At 36.2% G+C, this 16,099-nt stretch carries 13 protein-coding genes and 1 pseudogene; 11 read left to right on the top strand and 3 right to left on the bottom strand.

Going from position 1 to position 16,099, the window contains the following annotated elements; all coding sequences use genetic code 11:
- The first annotated feature begins 14 nt into the window (after window positions 1-14).
- From FBR08_RS14345 to FBR08_RS14365, 5 genes are all read left to right on the top strand, one after another.
- Window positions 15-875 (top strand): outer membrane beta-barrel protein, encoded by an 861-nt coding sequence (locus FBR08_RS14345; protein WP_158963349.1) that lies wholly within the window; start codon window positions 15-17, stop codon window positions 873-875.
- A 179-nt stretch (window positions 876-1,054) separates the two neighbouring features.
- Window positions 1,055-2,269 carry a tRNA 2-thiouridine(34) synthase MnmA gene (gene mnmA / locus FBR08_RS14350; RefSeq protein WP_158963350.1) on the top strand — a complete coding sequence of 405 codons (1,215 nt, stop codon included), beginning with the start codon at window positions 1,055-1,057 and terminating at the stop codon, window positions 2,267-2,269.
- Window positions 2,270-2,285: 16 nt separating this feature from the next.
- Window positions 2,286-3,230: an NAD(P)H-dependent flavin oxidoreductase gene (locus FBR08_RS14355; RefSeq protein WP_158963351.1), complete on the top strand. Its 945-nt coding sequence runs from the start codon at window positions 2,286-2,288 to the stop codon at window positions 3,228-3,230.
- A gap of 176 nt (window positions 3,231-3,406) precedes the next feature.
- On the top strand, window positions 3,407-5,314 hold the full coding sequence (acs, locus tag FBR08_RS14360) for an acetate--CoA ligase (protein WP_158963352.1): 1,908 nt from the start codon (window positions 3,407-3,409) through the stop codon (window positions 5,312-5,314).
- Window positions 5,315-6,169: 855 nt separating this feature from the next.
- Window positions 6,170-7,039 (top strand): AraC family transcriptional regulator, encoded by an 870-nt coding sequence (locus FBR08_RS14365; protein WP_158963353.1) that lies wholly within the window; start codon window positions 6,170-6,172, stop codon window positions 7,037-7,039.
- Between the two features lie 76 nt (window positions 7,040-7,115).
- Here FBR08_RS14365 and FBR08_RS14370 read toward each other — a convergent pair whose 3' ends face one another.
- Complete coding sequence (locus FBR08_RS14370) at window positions 7,116-7,649, bottom strand: DMP19 family protein (protein WP_158963354.1); 534 nt, start codon at window positions 7,647-7,649, stop codon at window positions 7,116-7,118.
- Window positions 7,650-7,889: 240 nt separating this feature from the next.
- Between FBR08_RS14370 and FBR08_RS14375 the strand changes: the two genes are divergently transcribed.
- Both FBR08_RS14375 and FBR08_RS14380 read left to right on the top strand, forming a co-directional pair.
- Window positions 7,890-8,936 (top strand): SGNH/GDSL hydrolase family protein, encoded by a 1,047-nt coding sequence (locus FBR08_RS14375; protein ID WP_158963355.1) that lies wholly within the window; start codon window positions 7,890-7,892, stop codon window positions 8,934-8,936.
- Between the two features lie 3 nt (window positions 8,937-8,939).
- On the top strand, window positions 8,940-9,890 hold the full coding sequence (locus FBR08_RS14380) for a phosphodiester glycosidase family protein (RefSeq protein WP_158963356.1): 951 nt from the start codon (window positions 8,940-8,942) through the stop codon (window positions 9,888-9,890).
- 72 nt (window positions 9,891-9,962) lie between these two features.
- On the opposite strand, the gene FBR08_RS14385 is transcribed toward FBR08_RS14380, so the two are convergent.
- On the bottom strand, window positions 9,963-11,135 hold the full coding sequence (locus FBR08_RS14385; RefSeq protein ID WP_158963357.1) for a proline dehydrogenase family protein: 1,173 nt from the start codon (window positions 11,133-11,135) through the stop codon (window positions 9,963-9,965).
- Between the two features lie 94 nt (window positions 11,136-11,229).
- Here FBR08_RS14385 and aroB point away from each other — a divergent pair, with 94 nt between their 5' ends.
- The 4 genes and pseudogenes from aroB to FBR08_RS14405 all read left to right on the top strand — a co-directional run.
- Window positions 11,230-12,297: a 3-dehydroquinate synthase gene (aroB, locus tag FBR08_RS14390; protein ID WP_158963358.1), complete on the top strand. Its 1,068-nt coding sequence runs from the start codon at window positions 11,230-11,232 to the stop codon at window positions 12,295-12,297.
- A gap of 299 nt (window positions 12,298-12,596) precedes the next feature.
- On the top strand, window positions 12,597-14,000 hold the full coding sequence (locus tag FBR08_RS14395; RefSeq protein WP_158963359.1) for an arginine decarboxylase: 1,404 nt from the start codon (window positions 12,597-12,599) through the stop codon (window positions 13,998-14,000).
- Between the two features lie 30 nt (window positions 14,001-14,030).
- Entirely contained in the window at window positions 14,031-15,005 is a 975-nt protein-coding gene (locus tag FBR08_RS14400; protein ID WP_158963360.1) for a deoxyhypusine synthase family protein, read from the top strand.
- A gap of 94 nt (window positions 15,006-15,099) precedes the next feature.
- Window positions 15,100-15,396 (top strand): annotated as a pseudogene (locus tag FBR08_RS14405) (DNA primase); the annotation flags it as partial.
- 168 nt (window positions 15,397-15,564) lie between these two features.
- On the opposite strand, the gene FBR08_RS14410 reads toward FBR08_RS14405, so the two are convergent.
- Window positions 15,565-16,032 carry a GNAT family N-acetyltransferase gene (locus tag FBR08_RS14410; RefSeq protein WP_158963362.1) on the bottom strand — a complete coding sequence of 156 codons (468 nt, stop codon included), beginning with the start codon at window positions 16,030-16,032 and terminating at the stop codon, window positions 15,565-15,567.
- Window positions 16,033-16,099 lie beyond the last annotated feature (67 nt).

The following is a 16,099-nucleotide window of genomic DNA, read 5'->3' on the forward strand; positions in this document are numbered from 1 at the left end:
AGTTGCAAGAACACATGAAGCTAAAACTATATATCGCGTTAGTAGGAATTTTAAGCAGTGGATTTTCTACCATACAAGCACAATTCAAGTCTTATTATTATCCTGATCACGAGATAGGTATTAATCTAAAGGCAGGATGGAATCAAGCCTATGGCAGCTTGCCACAAGGAATAGGAAGCGATAGGGCTTTTACCATGGCTTTTGGTCTTCAGTATGATTATTATGTTAGTCCCACGTGGAGTTTGGGAATTGGGGGACAGTACGCCATGCAAACGACTAATTTCTCAGGAACCAATTTAAAAGGAAAAAGATCGTATATCGATACTGAAAATGATACGTTTACTTTTAGTTATCTCGGTAAAAAATACAAAGAAGAGTGGAAAGTCAATCAGTTTAATTTACCTTTAACTGTGCAGTATGTCGGAAAGGGAGAAACGAGCTTATACGTTCGTACAGGGATACAGTTTTCCGTGATAATGAGTTCAAAGACAACCTTAACCTGGAACAACTTAACAGCCGAAGGATATTTTCCTCAATACAATGTCGTTTTTGATCATCCTTGGTTTGCTGGATTTGGCGATAAGGAGAAAATGGAATCAAAACCCAAGCTTGATTTAAAAAATAGATGGGCGTGGATTGCAGAAGTCGGCGTGAAGCACAACCTAAAATCCAATCAAAATTTATATGTAGGTGTTTATTTGGATTTGGGATTGAATAACCAAAGCCCCGCTGTTTCTACTACTAAAGAGGACTTAATTACGTATAAACCCGAACTGGATAACGCAATTGAGTTTAATAGTATCCAACAGCAGTCAGCAGCTGTATTTAAAAATTACAGTGTTGGTATTCAACTGAGATATGGCATCGGATTGTAAAGATAGTGCAACAGCAAATGATGAAATATAGTGTAACCATTCCTTATAGGAGTGGTTTTTTTTATACCTCTCCTTTAGATTGAAAAAGAAAACTATTTCGCATTACTTCTTAATACAACTGTAAAATCGTATTAGATTCATTCATTTCTCCGTACCTTTGCCTCTAAGTTTTTTTTATTATGAAAAGAGTAGTAGTAGGACTTTCAGGAGGGGTAGACTCAAGTGTTGCCGCTTATTTATTGAAAGAACAAGGATACGAAGTCATCGGATTATTCATGAAAAATTGGCATGATGATACCGTTACAATTTCGAATGAGTGTCCGTGGCTAGAAGATAGCAATGACGCTCTGATGGTTGCCGAAAAGTTGGGCATCCCTTTTCAAACCGTGGATTTAAGTGAACAATATAAGGAGAAGATTGTAGATTATATGTTTAAGGAGTACGAAAATGGTCGTACCCCAAATCCCGACGTATTGTGCAATAGAGAAATTAAGTTTGATGTTTTTATGAAAATTGCCTTAGAGCTAGGTGCAGATTATGTAGCTACAGGGCATTATTGTAGAAAAGCGGAAGAAGAAGTGGTATTGGAAGATGGAACTTCTCAAACGGTTTATAAATTAATGGCAGGAGTGGATCCTTCAAAAGATCAATCGTACTTTTTATGTCAATTATCTCAAGAACAATTAGCGAAGGCTTTATTTCCAGTAGGGGAATTATACAAATCTAAGGTAAGAGAAATTGCAGCAGAAGCAGACTTAATTACAGCAGAGAAAAAAGATTCCCAAGGGTTGTGCTTCATTGGAAAAGTGCGTTTGCCTGAATTCTTACAACAACAATTAAAGCCCAAAGCGGGGTTTATCTATGAAATAGCGAAAGATGCACCTCTTTTTTCAACAGGTGGAGCAGTGACCTATTCATCTCTAGAGGAGGAATTGTATGCAGAAGCTAAAGCCTTTCACTATACACCCGAAATGGGTAAAAAAGTAGGGGATCACTACGGCGCGCATTATTTTACAACCGGGCAACGCAAAGGATTAAATGTAGGAGGAACAGTAGAACCGTTATTTGTTATTGCAACAGATGTAACAAATAATATTATTTATACAGGACAAGGCAATCAACATCCCGGATTATTTCACAGCACACTATTTGTACAAGAACACGAAATTCACTGGATTCGCGAAGACATGCAATTACAACCTGGTCAAACGATGCGCATTAAAGCGCGTATTCGCTATCGTCAACCGCTGCAAGAAGCAACGCTGTACAAGATGGAAAAAGGACTGTATGTTCGCTTTGACGAGCCTCAATCTGCGATAACTGAAGGACAATTCGTATCTTGGCATATAGAGGAAGAATTAATAGGCTCTGGAGTTATTTCCAAAGTAGAATAAATAAGAAAATAGACACATGGGACAAAATAGGATAACTGCTCTTTTTGGTATACAATACCCCATCATACAAGGGGGAATGGTTTGGAATAGTGGCTATAAACTCGCTAGTGCTGTAAGCAATGCGGGCGGATTAGGATTATTAGGAGCAGGATCTATGTATCCCGATGTTTTGAGATCCCATATTCAGAAGTGTAAACAAGCCACAGACAAACCGTTTGGGGTTAATGTATCCTTGCTTTATCCAGATCTTCAGGAAGTAATGGATATTATTGTAGAAGAAGGGATTAAAATCGTATTTACTTCTGCGGGAAATCCTAAACTATGGACGCCTTTTTTAAAAGCACACGGTATTACCGTAGTGCATGTCATTAGCTCCTCTAAGTTTGCTCTAAAAGCGCAAGAAGCAGGTGTTGATGCTATTGTCGCAGAGGGATTTGAAGCGGGAGGACACAACGGAAGAGAAGAAACGACCACGTTTACTCTAATTCCAATGGTTCACGCAAAGGTCAATATTCCGGTAATCGCTGCAGGTGGAATTGCAACGGGTAAGGGAATGTTAGCCGCTATGATTCTCGGAGCAGAGGGCGTGCAAATGGGAACGCGTTTTATTGCTTCTATAGAAAGCTCTGCGCACAGCGATTTCAAAAATAGAGTGGTTCAAGTCGAGGAGGGGGATACCATTGTTACCCTAAAAGAATTAGCTCCCGTGCGATTGATCAAGAACGAGTTTTATCAAGGCATTGAAAATTTATATGCAAATGGAGCTAAAAAGGATGAATTGAAAACCTATTTGGGTAAAGGACGATCAAAAAAAGGAATGTTTGAAGGCAATTTGGTAGACGGAGAATTAGAGGCTGGTCAAATAGCAGGATTAATTCACAGCATCGAGCCAGTTGCACAAATTATCGATACAATTATGAGTGAATTTAGAGTAGCTCAACAAGAAAAGTTCAACTTCTAAAGGGAATTAGCCCCTAATAAAAGGGGAGGATTTACTGAGAATTGAAGGAATTTTTTTATATTATTCCAAAAACCATGCGAATTTTGAATAAAAAGTTCGGATGGTTTTTTGGTATATACTAATAATCCTTTATTTTTATAGGAAGTAAAATAAATTAAAAAAACGATACACTACATATGAGTTATTATAAAATAGAAAACCTTGAACAGTATTTTAAACACTATAAAAAATCTGTACGAGAACCGAGAAAATTTTGGAGTAAGATTGCAGAGGAAAATTTTGTATGGTACCAAGTATGGGATAAGGTTTTTCAGTTTGACATGGAAGAATCTAAATTTGAATGGTTCGTCAATGCAAAATTAAATATTGTAAAAAACTGCGTAGATCGTCATTTGGCGAAAAGAGGAGAAAAACCGGCGATTATTTTTGAACCAAATAATCCAGAAGAAACGGCTCAAATAATTACGTATAACGATTTGTTTAATCGCGTTTGTAAAATGGCAAACGTTCTAAAAGAACAAGGAGTAAAAAAAGGAGATCGCGTTTGTATTTATTTACCCATGATTCCTGAATTAGCAGTAGCGATGTTGGCTTGTGCTCGAATTGGAGCTATTCACAGCGTGATTTTTGCTGGGTTTTCATCTTCAGCCGTAAGTAAGCGTATTAATGATGCAGATTGTCATTATGTAATTACTTCGGATGGAAGTTTTAGAGGAAGTAAAACAATTCCGTTAAAGCCAATTATTGACGATGCGTTAAAATCGTGTCCTTCAGTACAACAGGTATTAGTAGTAGCACGCACAGGCGCTGAAACAGCGATGCAAGAGGGTAGAGATATTTGGTTGAATCCCTTGTTAGAAGCTGCTTCAACGAATCATGTAGCACAAGTGATGGATGCAGAAGATCCGTTGTTTATTCTCTATACCTCAGGCTCTACAGGAATGCCGAAGGGAATGGTTCATACCACTGCAGGGTATATGGTACAAACGGCCTATTCGTTTAAAAATATCTTTGATTATAAAGACGATGATATTTTTTGGTGTACTGCAGATTGTGGTTGGATCACAGGACATTCCTATATTGTATACGGCCCCTTGTTAAACGGAGCAACTACTGTGATGTTTGAAGGAGTGCCAACGTATCCAAATCCAAGTCGATTCTGGGATATTATTGATAAATATAAGGTAACGCAGTTCTATACTGCTCCGACGGCTATTCGTTCGTTGATGACGGAAGACTATAAATATGTAAATGCACATGATTTATCCAGCCTACGCGTAATTGGATCTGTAGGAGAGCCAATCAATGAGGAAGCTTGGCACTGGTATAATGACCATGTAGGAAAGAAAAAATGCCCTATTGTTGATACGTGGTGGCAAACGGAAACAGGAAGTATTCTCATTTCTCCGTTGCCGTTTATTACCCCAACTAAACCGACCTATGCAACCTTGCCTTTACCAGGCATTCAAGCCGTGTTGATGGATGAAAAACGCAATGAAATCGACGATAACCAAATCGATGGTTCACTGTGTATTAAATTCCCTTGGCCTTCAATGGCACGAACAATTTGGGGAGATCACCAACGATATAAAGACACCTATTTTAGTCAATTTCCAGGTAAATATTTTACAGGTGATGGAGCATTGCGCGATGAAGTAGGTTATTATCGAATTACAGGACGTGCAGATGATGTGGTTATTGTTTCTGGACATAATCTTGGTACAGCTCCAATTGAAGATGCAATTAATGAGCATCCAGCAGTAGCAGAAAGTGCCGTGGTTGGATACAAACACGAAATCAAAGGAAATGCACTATATGGATTTATTACATTAAAAGTAGAAGGAGAATATAGAGATAGAGAAAATGTAAAAAAAGAAATCAATCAGTATATCAGCAGCCATATAGGACCAATTGCCAAATTAGATAAAATCCAGTTTGTTGAAAGTTTGCCAAAAACACGATCAGGAAAAATTATGCGTCGTATTTTGCGCTCTATTGCAGATGGGGAAACCAAAGATTTTGGTGATGTTTCAACACTCATTAACCCTGAGGTAATTGATGATATTAAAGAAGCTAAAATATAAAGACATCCAATCTTTTTAATTACAAAAAAACAGTGGTATAGAGCATTACCACTGTTTTTTTTTCTATAAAAGGATGCTAGATGATTTAAATGTTTAAGGTAAGTTTTAATGAAATAATTTTGATAAAAAGACTGTTAATTAATAAAATAGGTGTTTATTCCTAGTGTTTTTTACCTATTGTAAGGTGTGTTTATTTGTTTATTGTTAATAAATAAAAAAACGATATAGGTGTTTATTCTATATTTTCGTTCTTTTTTACTTATTTTTTGTGATTCTTGAACCTGTGAATTTTAGGTCATTTCAGTAAGATAGACTTGTTTGTTGAAAAAAATATTTTTTTTTGAAGCGCTGCTTTTCGCAAGTATCTAAAATAGCTGTATTAATTGATAATAATTCAATACAAGACAGTTTTGGTTTGTAGCGTTCTTTTTCTTTTGGTGTTTTTTGATTGATAATTAGTATTAAGTTTGATAAAATATTGATTAAAAGTTACAATCTGATTAGAAAAGTTATGCGTTATGCGCGTTGTTTACAACTTGTTTTCCAACTGTCCAAGTTAGCACATAAACTGAGTATCAGGTCAATAGACGCAGTGAATTTATCATCGTCGCCCTGTAAGCCCTGCAACAAAATTAGCCAATAGTCGCAATGAGAATCTTTTTAAATCTATTTTGAAAAGAAAGTGTATTCAGCTGTTCTACCCCTTGAACAGCTGAATTTTTTTACTACTTACTTGTAGGAAATAAGGTGATTTTGTTTTATTTGTTATTTTAATTTAAATAAATGCGTTAAATCATTATTTTTGTATTTGTATCGGTTTTTTTATTTAAATTTATGTAAAAAAAATGATTTATAATGAAAAATGATGTTTTTGATAACTATGCTTTATATGATGCCAGTGGAAATAAATACGATTTTATGTTTATGGAAATTGATCAAGTCTTGCAATTGGGGACTGCTTCTTTTTCTGCATTAAATCAACACGATTTTTTTAAGGTTATTTATATTACAGAAGGAGAAGGAGTGTATTATGCCGATTTACAAGCGTTTGAGTTGAAGAAGGGCGACATCTGTTTTGTAGGCGATTTTCAACAACAACGTTGGAGTGTAAATAGGAGTATTAAAGGCTATATCATCCATTTTAAATTCGCTTTTTTAACCAAGTTCATTTCCAATCACTTTTTTGTACAAGAACTCGCCTTTTTCAATCAATTTACCGTACATAATTTGTTGGAAAATCACACATTAGGCAATCGAGTAGAACATGCCATTCAAAGTATTTTACATGAATTAAAACTTGAGATAAATAAGGATATTGACTTAATACGCATTTACTTACTAGAAATATTATTAATATCTAAGCGAGAGATTGATCGAAAAAATCAAGTTAAAACTGAACGTGTTAATTCCAATATACTTGTCGAGCAATTTGAACAACTCATCGAAAATCATTTTTGCGAATATAAATTTCCAAAAGAATACGCCAAGCACTTAAGAGTAACGCCAAATTATTTGAATAGTATTTGTAGAAAAATGAAGGATAAGTCAGCGGGAGATTTGATTCGCGATCGTATTTTAGTAGAGAGTAAAAGACTTTTGACGACGACAAATTTATCAGCTAGTGAAATTGCCTATCGGTTGAATTTTAAAGATAGTTCTTACTTTACGCGTTTTTTTAAAAAATATGTGGATCTGACTCCAGATGAATACAGAAAAAAGCACTAGGTAAGAATTAGGGATACTAGGAAGGAACAAAAAAATAAAAGCGAAACAGTTTGATCAACGTTTCGCTCTTTGTATTTTATTCTTCTTCAGTTAAGAAATCAGTTAAAATTTCTTGCATTTCTGCTATAGCAACGATTTGAGTATCAGGGTGCTCTTTTAGCCAAGTTGCGTTTAGTTGTACAAGATCTTCTGTGATGGTTTGAAACCCAATGTCTTCTAATGCTTGACTGATAGCATCCTTAGGTGTATGAGGGGAAGCTAAAAATTTAGCCAATTTAATTTTGCTGAACAATTTCATCTGGCGCATTTGTTTTTCAAAATATGCGAGATGCTCTAGTGCAGCCATAGCTGTTAAGCCTGCATGCACAATGTCTACAATGTCACTGTCCCATTGCGTTTTATGAATAAAAGAAGCTAGGCCTTCATTTTTCACTGTATTGTAATAATAATCCACACAATAACTAGCAAAAGCATCAGGATGTAGTTCATCATCACCAACTTCTGAATTTCGCAAGTAGTTGATAACGGATATGTTGGAGTTTAGTATTGCAAGAGCAGTATGGCTTGCCATAGCGTCTTCGGATATTAAAATGGCTGAAAATTCTCTCATGGTACATTAAATTGAACGGCAAAGGTAAATAAGTCTGTATGGAATTCATAATCTGTTTTCCTCGATTTTCGTTCGAATTGTAACAGATTATAGCGGTTTGGTTGGCTCATGGCAGTATATTATTTATTTATAGGAAAAGCTTCCCAGTTTTAAGGCGCTTTTAGTCTTTTCATAACCTGAGGGTAATACTAGGCTAATAGTAAACCCCTTGTTTTGCATCTGCAATTTAAATGTAATCATATGCGAAAAGTTATAGGAATACTCTTGTGCTTGCAATCGTTTTGTATTGTAGCACAAACGGATAAGAAAATGAGTTATCACGAGATAGACCCTCCTTTTTATAGAGTGGATACCTTGAAGTACAAAGACTTACCAAGCGGTGTGAAACATACGGGTAGACACAGTGCTGGTTTATATGTTGATTTTAAAACGAATTCGAAGAGCATTAAAGCGAGCTGGTGTGTGAATCCTGCTCCTGCTTTTTCATATTTGAGTGAGGTAAACCGAAGAGGGTTAGATTTATATGCCAAAGTAGAGGGTGTTTATCAATATGTTCGTTCTGGATTTCCCGATACAGTTAAGGATTGTACAGAAGCAGTAATTATCGATCAACTGACAGGGGAAGAACGAGAGTATCGATTATACTTTCCCGTTTATAGTGAACTAGCAACCCTGCAAATTGGAGTAGAAGAAGAGGCTACGTTTCAAGAAACTCCTACTACTTACAAGAAGCGTGTTTTAGTTTATGGTTCTAGTATTGCACAAGGAGCCTCAGCTAGTAGACCTGGGATGGCATATCCCGCACAATTGGAACGAAAATTAGGGCATGAATTTTTAAATTACGGTTTTGGTGGAAGTGCGAAGATGGAAGCTTCTGTTGCTGAACTTTTGGCGGATATTCCCGCAGTGGATCTATTGATTATGGACTGTGTACCCAATAGTTCTGTAGCAGAGATTAAACAGCGTACAGCTGCTTTTGTTGCGATTTATCGAAAGAAAAATCCACAAGTGCCTATTGTGATGATTCCTTCTGTAATTCGCGAAGTAGGTTATTTTAATACCGTTATTGGCCAAAGAGTTACTGCTCAGAATCAGCAATTTAGAATAGAATATGAAGCTTTGATTAAAGAAGGGGTTCAAAATATTTATTATCTTGATGTGGAACACTTACTGGGTACAGATCACGAAGGTACTTCTGATGGTGTTCATCCGACCGACCTCGGTTTTGCCCGATGGATTGAAACGGTGCAACCGCATCTTGAGCAGGTGTTTAATCGTTATTTTTAATCGATGACTCGATTCAATACAAAAACGCCAGGCCTACTCTTTCTGTGTATGCTTTTTATGGTTGTAAGTTGCAAAAGCGGGATTAAAGGCGAATCATCCATTTTATTAAAAGAAGAAGCAAGGTGGACACGCCAACAGATTGTTGATGATTTAGTGCTGTATAGTTGGGTAGGGCACTATTATGAGCCTTATGATTCTTATCAAACCATTCGCGTATTGGCTTTGCCTAAGAAAAGTAAAACCTTGCGATTGGAGTTGTTTGATATTTTGCCTGAAGATAGCCTATCGCAAGCGGTAACGATTGATTCTTCTATTGTAGCAGCTATCAATGGAACGTATTTTGAAAAAGGATTGACTCGTGGAAGTTCAACGGCCTATTTGAAAATCAATACCATATTGATAGACAGTGTTGAAGTAGATGCAGCGCATCAGTTTGGATGGAAGCACGAAGGAGCGTTGGCGTTTACAAAAGATCAGATGAAAATTATTAGAGGAAATAATCAAGTGTATGGCAAGGCTAAAGAAGAAAATATAATATCAGGCTCCCCAATTTTGATTGAAGAAGGAAAGCCCGTGGGCGCTCATTTTGTCAAATCTCCAACTCGCGATTTACATCAACTGCATTATGAAAATCCCGAACGTCATCAGGGAGTTCGACATCCTCGTACAGCTATTGCTTTGACAGAAAAGGAAGTATTATTAATCACCGTAGATGGTCGAAGCTCCGTTGCTGCTGGAATGAGTGCAAAGGAATTGACCGAATTTATTCAAACGTATTTTCCTGTTCAAGAGGCATTGAATATAGATGGAGGAGGATCAACAACCATGTGGATAGCAACCACAAAAGTACCTCAGGTTAATGGGGTGGTTAATTATCCTTCGGACAATCGGAAACAAGATCATTTGGGACAACGACTATTGCGCAATGCTTTGGTCGTTAAAAAGATAAACTAGCGGGTTGATTACATAAAAATAAAAGGCGTATTTCTCAAAGAAATACGCCTTTTATTTTATAGTGAACCGTAATTAAAGCTTACGTCTTTTCATTTCTGTTTCAATCAAATCTAATTCGCGGTTTGTTTGTCCTTTTACTGAGGTGTTTTCTTGTGCACGTCGAATTAAGTACGGAATTACATCGCGTACAGGTCCAAAAGGAAGGTATTTTGCTACGTTATAATTCGCTTTGGCTAAGTTGAAACTGATGTTATCACTCATTCCATACAACTGACCAAAGAAAAGCCTTTTATCATCATGATTAATTTGGTGTTTTTCCATCAAATCCATCACTAATTTTGAGCTGTTTTCATTGTGTGTTCCAGCGAATAGCGCCATGCAATCCATGTTTTCTAACATAAACGTTACACCAGCATCATAGTTGATATCTGTTGCGTTTTTATCCACACAAATTGGCGATTTATACCCTTTTTGTCCTGCGCGTTCTCGTTCAATCTCCATATAAGCACCGCGAACCACTTTCATTCCTATGTGGAATCCTTCCGCTTTCGCAATACCATGTAAATCTTTTAAGAACTGCAAACGATCCCAACGATACATCTGAGCTGTATTGTAAATCAATGCTTTTTCTTTGTTGTACTTGCGCATCATATCCAATACAATGGCATCAGCAGCATCCTGCATCCAGCTGTGTTCTGCGTCAATTAACAACAATACATCGTTGTCATAGGCGAATTTACACGCCATGTTAAAACGGTAAACGATGCGTTCCCATTCTTTTTCTTCTGCAGCTGTAAAGGTTTTGCCTTCTCCCTTTTTAACGAACATATCGAAACGACCAAATCCAGTTGGTTTGAAAACCGCAAATGGAATAGCATCAGGTCGTGCCTTAGCCAATTCGATCGTTTTAATCGTCATATTTAATGCCGCGTCAAACTGTTCTTCGGTTTCTTTTCCTTCTACAGAATAGTCTAATACTGACGCAACTCCGCCCTGATTGTACATGTTATCCACTACACTCAAACAGTCTTCTTCGTTTATCCCACCGCAAAAGTGGTCGAAAACCGTCGATCGGATTAATCCTGTAACCGGTAAATGAGTCTTGATGGCAAAATTAGCTAAAGAGGACCCCATTTTTACAAGTGCGGGTTTGCTAATCATTTTAAATAAAAAGTGAGCTCTTTTTAACTCCTTATTGTTCTTAAGTGCAAAAGCTACTTCTGTATTGTTAAATAAATTTTTCATTATTTGCTACTAATAACTGTTGTGCAAATATAGCTACTCTTTTAGTTTTTATTCAAAATATTTATACTTTACTTTGTATAGAAAATGAATTTAAATGATAAAAGTAGAAACAGCGGATTATCCTATTTATTTTGGAGTTGAAAGCTACGCGATTTTAGGTGACTTTTTGAACGAAAAACAATACAGTAAGTTGCTGATTTTAACAGATTCAACTTGTAACGAACTTTGTTTGCCTCATTTTTTAGCCCACCTTCCCACAGTGATTCCCTTTGAAATTATCGAGATTGAACCTGGTGAAACAGCCAAAGATCTCGCTACTTGTGAAGGAGTGTGGTCTGCCATGCTCGATTTAGAATTAGATCGGCACAGTGCGGTTATTGCCGTTGGAGGAGGTGTTGTCTCTGATTTAGGCGGATTTGTTGCTTCTGTTTATATGCGGGGTATTGATTGTTTTGTTGTGCCAACTACCTTACTGGCTATGGTTGATGCATCTGTAGGCGGAAAAACAGGAATCGATTTGAACGGAATCAAAAATAGTATAGGGAGTTTTTCGATGCCTAAACTCGTGCTGATTGATGCAACTTATTTAGATACATTAGACCCTAGAGAACTGAAATCAGGTTATGCAGAAATGCTAAAACACGGCTTAATCCACGATGAGCGTTATTTTAAGTACCTCAAAGATATCGCACAAGTCGATTTTGCCGATATTGAAACATTGATTTATCACTCAATAAAGATAAAGAGTCAAATCGTTCAAGAAGACCCAAAAGAAGTTGGATTGCGCAAGATATTGAATTTTGGACATACCGTCGGACACGCCATTGAAAGCTATTGTTTGACAAGTTCAACCCGAGAGCGCATGTTACACGGTGAAGCAATCGCAATAGGAATGATTGTAGAATCGTACATCTCAACTGTTATTTTAGGGTTAAATACCACAGTTTATCAGGAGATTAAGGAATCTATTCAATATATTTATGGAAAACAAACTTTTATCGAAACAGAGTTGGAAGAAATACTAACCTGGATGAAGTTTGATAAGAAAAATAAGGCTGGTGAAATCCGAATGGTTTTGCTGTCGAAAATAGGAGAAAGCGCTTACGACATAGAAGTGAGTAAGGACTTGATCCTGAAAGGGTTTGAAGATTATTTAAAATAGTATTGAATTTAACCCACTTTTTAAGAATTGGATTCAATATTTTGTTACATTTGCGCTCGTGAAAATAGATGTTTTATATATTAGATTATGTGTTTCGTCTCGAAGAAACATGAAGCGTTTTGTTAGAAAACAAAAGGCCAATTTCATATATACGATTATTAAATATTCAAAAGAAGCACTAAACTCCTTTCGTTTTAGACACAAGCTTCCCATTGTATTTGCCAATATTAGAGTTTGAAAAGCGGTTTCATTACCGTTTAGATTAAAATAATTAATAACTTTTAAAATTGACTTTTCAAATGAACACAAAATACGTTGATTTAATCAATCAGACTTTTTATTTCCCACAGGAGGAGTTTAAACTAAACAAAGACAACCTGCAGTTCCATAATATCGATTTAATGGGCTTAGTTGAAAAATACGGAACTCCACTGAAATTCACTTATTTGCCGAAAATATCTGACAACATCGCCAAAGCAAAAGGGATGTTTAGAAAGGCAATGGAAAAAAATAAATACAAAGGAAATTATTACTATTGCTACTGTACCAAAAGTTCTCATTTCTCTTATGTATTAAATGAAGCATTTAAAAACGATATTCACGTAGAAACGTCTTCTGCTTTTGATGTGAATATTGTGGAGAAGCTATTGGAAACAGGGAAAATAAACAAGGATACGTTCGTTATTTGTAACGGATTTAAACGTACGCAGTACATTGATAATATTGCAAACCTGATCAATAACAAACACGATAAAACAATTCCAATTATTGATAATTACGAAGAATTGGATCTTTTACAAGATCAAATTAACAAGAAATTTAAAATAGGAATTCGTATTGCATCAGAGGAATCGCCTAAATTTGAGTTTTATACTTCGCGTTTGGGTATTGGATATAAGAGTATTTTGCCTTTCTATAGAAAACAAATTGCTGAAAACCCAAAAGTAGAGCTTAAAATGCTTCACTTCTTTATTAATACAGGTATTCGCGATACGGCTTACTACTGGAATGAGCTAGTAAAATGTCTAAAAGTGTACATTACGTTGAAAAAAGAATGTCCAACTTTAGATAGTTTGAATATTGGTGGAGGTTTCCCAATCAAAGATTCTTTGGCTTTTGAATTCGATTACCAATACATGGTAGATGAAATCATCAATCAAATTAAAATCGTTTGTGAGGAAGCAGATGTAGATGTTCCGAATATCTTTACTGAATTTGGTTCGTATACTGTTGGAGAAAGTGGAGGAGCAGTCTACGAAATCTTATACCAAAAACAACAAAACGACCGTGAAAAATGGAATATGATCGACTCGTCTTTTATTACAACATTACCCGATTCTTGGGCAATTAATAAAAGATTCATTATGTTGCCAATTAACCGTTGGAATGATCCATATGAGCGTATTTTATTGGGTGGTTTAACTTGTGATAGTGATGACTACTACAATTCAGAGCAAAACTTGAATGCCATTTATTTGCCGAAATACAACAAAGAGAAGCCATTGTATATTGGATTCTTCAATACAGGAGCTTATCAAGATACGATTGGTGGATTTGGTGGTATTCACCACTGTTTAATTCCACAACCAAAACACATCTTAATTGACAAAGATGAAAATGGAATTATCGCTTCTGAATTGTTCTCTGAACAACAAACTGCAGAGGAAGTTTTGGAAATTTTAGGATACAACAAAAATAAGTAACAAATTAGTAAAATATAAAAGATTAATAAAATGAGTAAAGGACCGATTAGTCAGTTTATTGAGCATCAATATAGACATTTTAATGCAGCGGCATTAGTTGATGCTGCAAAAGGATATGAATTGCATTTAGCAGAAGGTGGAAAAATGTTGATCTCTATGGGAGGTGCAATGAGTACAGCCGAATTAGGTATTTCATTAGCAGAAATGATCCGTCAAGATAAAGTTCACTTTATCTCTTGTACAGGAGCAAACCTAGAAGAAGATGTAATGAATCTAGTAGCTCACTCTCACTATAAAAGAGTGCCAAACTACAGAGATTTAACGCCAGAGCAAGAAAGAGAGTTATTAGATAACCACTATAACCGTGTAACGGATACGTGTATTCCTGAAGAAGAAGCATTCCGTCGTTTACAAAAACACTTGGAAGATGTATGGCATGCTGCTGAAGCAAAAGGAGAGCGTTATTTCCCACACGAATTCTTATACCAAGTTGTCAATTCAGGTGTGTTAGAGCAATACTATGAAATCGATCCAAAAGATTCATGGATTGTAGCAGCGGCAGAGAAAAACTTGCCAATTGTTGTTCCAGGATGGGAAGATTCAACGTGTGGAAATATCTTTACTTCAAACGTAATTAAAGGTAAATTAAACGTTCATACAGTAAAATCAGGAATTGAGTACATGATCTTCTTGACAGAATGGTACCGTGCAAATTCAGGAGGTAAAGGAGTAGGTTTCTTCCAAATCGCAGGAGGTATTTCTGGAGATTTCCCTATTTGTGTTGTTCCAATGATGTATCAAGATTTAGAATGGGAAGATGTACCTTTCTGGGCTTATTTCTGTCAAATCTCTGATTCTACAACTTCGTACGGTTCTTATTCTGGTGCAGTGCCAAATGAGAAAATTACATGGGGTAAATTGGATATTGATACACCAAAATATGTAATCGAATCCGATGCTACAATCGTTGCACCGTTGGTATTTGCTTACATTCTAGGTCATTAATGTATAGAAAAAAAATCTCAATAAAATATTGGCATTTTATTTGTTAATTAGGATTTAGCTATTACATTTGAAAACGAAATACAATAAATAAAAAATGAAGAGAGTAATTGTTGATTACGCGAAATTAACAAACGAAATTTTGACACTTCTAGTGGAAAAATTTCCCGATGGTTATGACGATTCAGATATTATTCGTTTTAAAAATATTAAAAACGAAACTGTTGAGGCTGTTGAGGTGAGAACAGAAGACACCATCTATTTGGTTAAAGTAAGTACTAAGTTAGCAGATCGTATCGAAAATTTCGATGACGAAGATGAAGAAGATTTTGTAGATCCTGCAGATGATTCTTTAGATGCATTAAAAGACTTAGAAATCGCTGACGAAGAAGATTAACGGTTTCAGGTAATATATCATATTAGGCTATCGCATTGCGATAGCCTTTTTTTATGCGTTAATGCGAGGAGAGATAGCCAATAACTGTTTCCCCCTGGAGCGGACAAAAAAAGCGAAGAAACAGAAAGGCAGGTCGGAGCATAGGGCAATACGAAACAATTAACGTTAGCTGATTGCGCACTTCAATAAGACCATATCAATCATCTGTTTTCCATTTTCAAAGATAGGTTCCGGATAATGGTCAATGAAAAAATTTTCTCGCTTGGCGTATAGCACAAAGCCATTGCGTTCATAGAAGCGTATTTGAGCCTCTCCCGTGTCACTGGTTCCGACGATTAGCGTTTGGTAGCTTTGCTGGCGGGCTATGCTTTTAATTTGATCGATCAAATAACTCCCAATGTGCTTGTTTTGATAGGCGGTGTGAACCGCTATGTTTTTTATTTCCAGCGTTTTGTCGTCTATAGGGTAGAGGCAAAAAACAGCAATTTCTTTTTGCTCATGCCATGCGCTATAAACACGACTGTTATCTACGTATTTTTCTATAGCCTCAAGGGTTTCATCGGCCAATAGAAGTAAATCTATCGGATAGGTGTTGTCTAGAATTTCTTTAATTTGAAGTGACTCAAGTAGCATAGTAGTTGAATTTAATCTGACGCAAAAATAAGGTCTTTCCCCGATCAAAGGGAGTTGTCTCCATGAA

Origin of the sequence: Myroides fluvii (genome assembly GCF_009792295.1) — a bacterium.
GTDB classification, from domain to species: domain Bacteria; phylum Bacteroidota; class Bacteroidia; order Flavobacteriales; family Flavobacteriaceae; genus Flavobacterium; species Flavobacterium fluvii_A.

What these genes read in the sequence shown, in the direction of transcription:
- FBR08_RS14385 (WP_158963357.1), bottom strand. Translation starts at nt 11,135, where the DNA reads ATGAAAAATTTATTTAACAATACAGAAGTAGCTTTTGCACTTAAGAAC.
- FBR08_RS14375 (WP_158963355.1), top strand. Translation starts at nt 7,890, where the DNA reads ATGCGAAAAGTTATAGGAATACTCTTGTGCTTGCAATCGTTTTGTATT.
- FBR08_RS14395 (WP_158963359.1), top strand. Translation starts at nt 12,597, where the DNA reads ATGAACACAAAATACGTTGATTTAATCAATCAGACTTTTTATTTCCCA.
- FBR08_RS14380 (WP_158963356.1), top strand. Translation starts at nt 8,940, where the DNA reads ATGACTCGATTCAATACAAAAACGCCAGGCCTACTCTTTCTGTGTATG.
- FBR08_RS14355 (WP_158963351.1), top strand. Translation starts at nt 2,286, where the DNA reads ATGGGACAAAATAGGATAACTGCTCTTTTTGGTATACAATACCCCATC.
- FBR08_RS14410 (WP_158963362.1), bottom strand. Translation starts at nt 16,032, where the DNA reads ATGCTACTTGAGTCACTTCAAATTAAAGAAATTCTAGACAACACCTAT.
- FBR08_RS14345 (WP_158963349.1), top strand. Translation starts at nt 15, where the DNA reads ATGAAGCTAAAACTATATATCGCGTTAGTAGGAATTTTAAGCAGTGGA.
- FBR08_RS14370 (WP_158963354.1), bottom strand. Translation starts at nt 7,649, where the DNA reads ATGAGAGAATTTTCAGCCATTTTAATATCCGAAGACGCTATGGCAAGC.
- aroB (WP_158963358.1), top strand. Translation starts at nt 11,230, where the DNA reads ATGATAAAAGTAGAAACAGCGGATTATCCTATTTATTTTGGAGTTGAA.
- acs (WP_158963352.1), top strand. Translation starts at nt 3,407, where the DNA reads ATGAGTTATTATAAAATAGAAAACCTTGAACAGTATTTTAAACACTAT.
- FBR08_RS14365 (WP_158963353.1), top strand. Translation starts at nt 6,170, where the DNA reads ATGAAAAATGATGTTTTTGATAACTATGCTTTATATGATGCCAGTGGA.
- FBR08_RS14400 (WP_158963360.1), top strand. Translation starts at nt 14,031, where the DNA reads ATGAGTAAAGGACCGATTAGTCAGTTTATTGAGCATCAATATAGACAT.
- mnmA (WP_158963350.1), top strand. Translation starts at nt 1,055, where the DNA reads ATGAAAAGAGTAGTAGTAGGACTTTCAGGAGGGGTAGACTCAAGTGTT.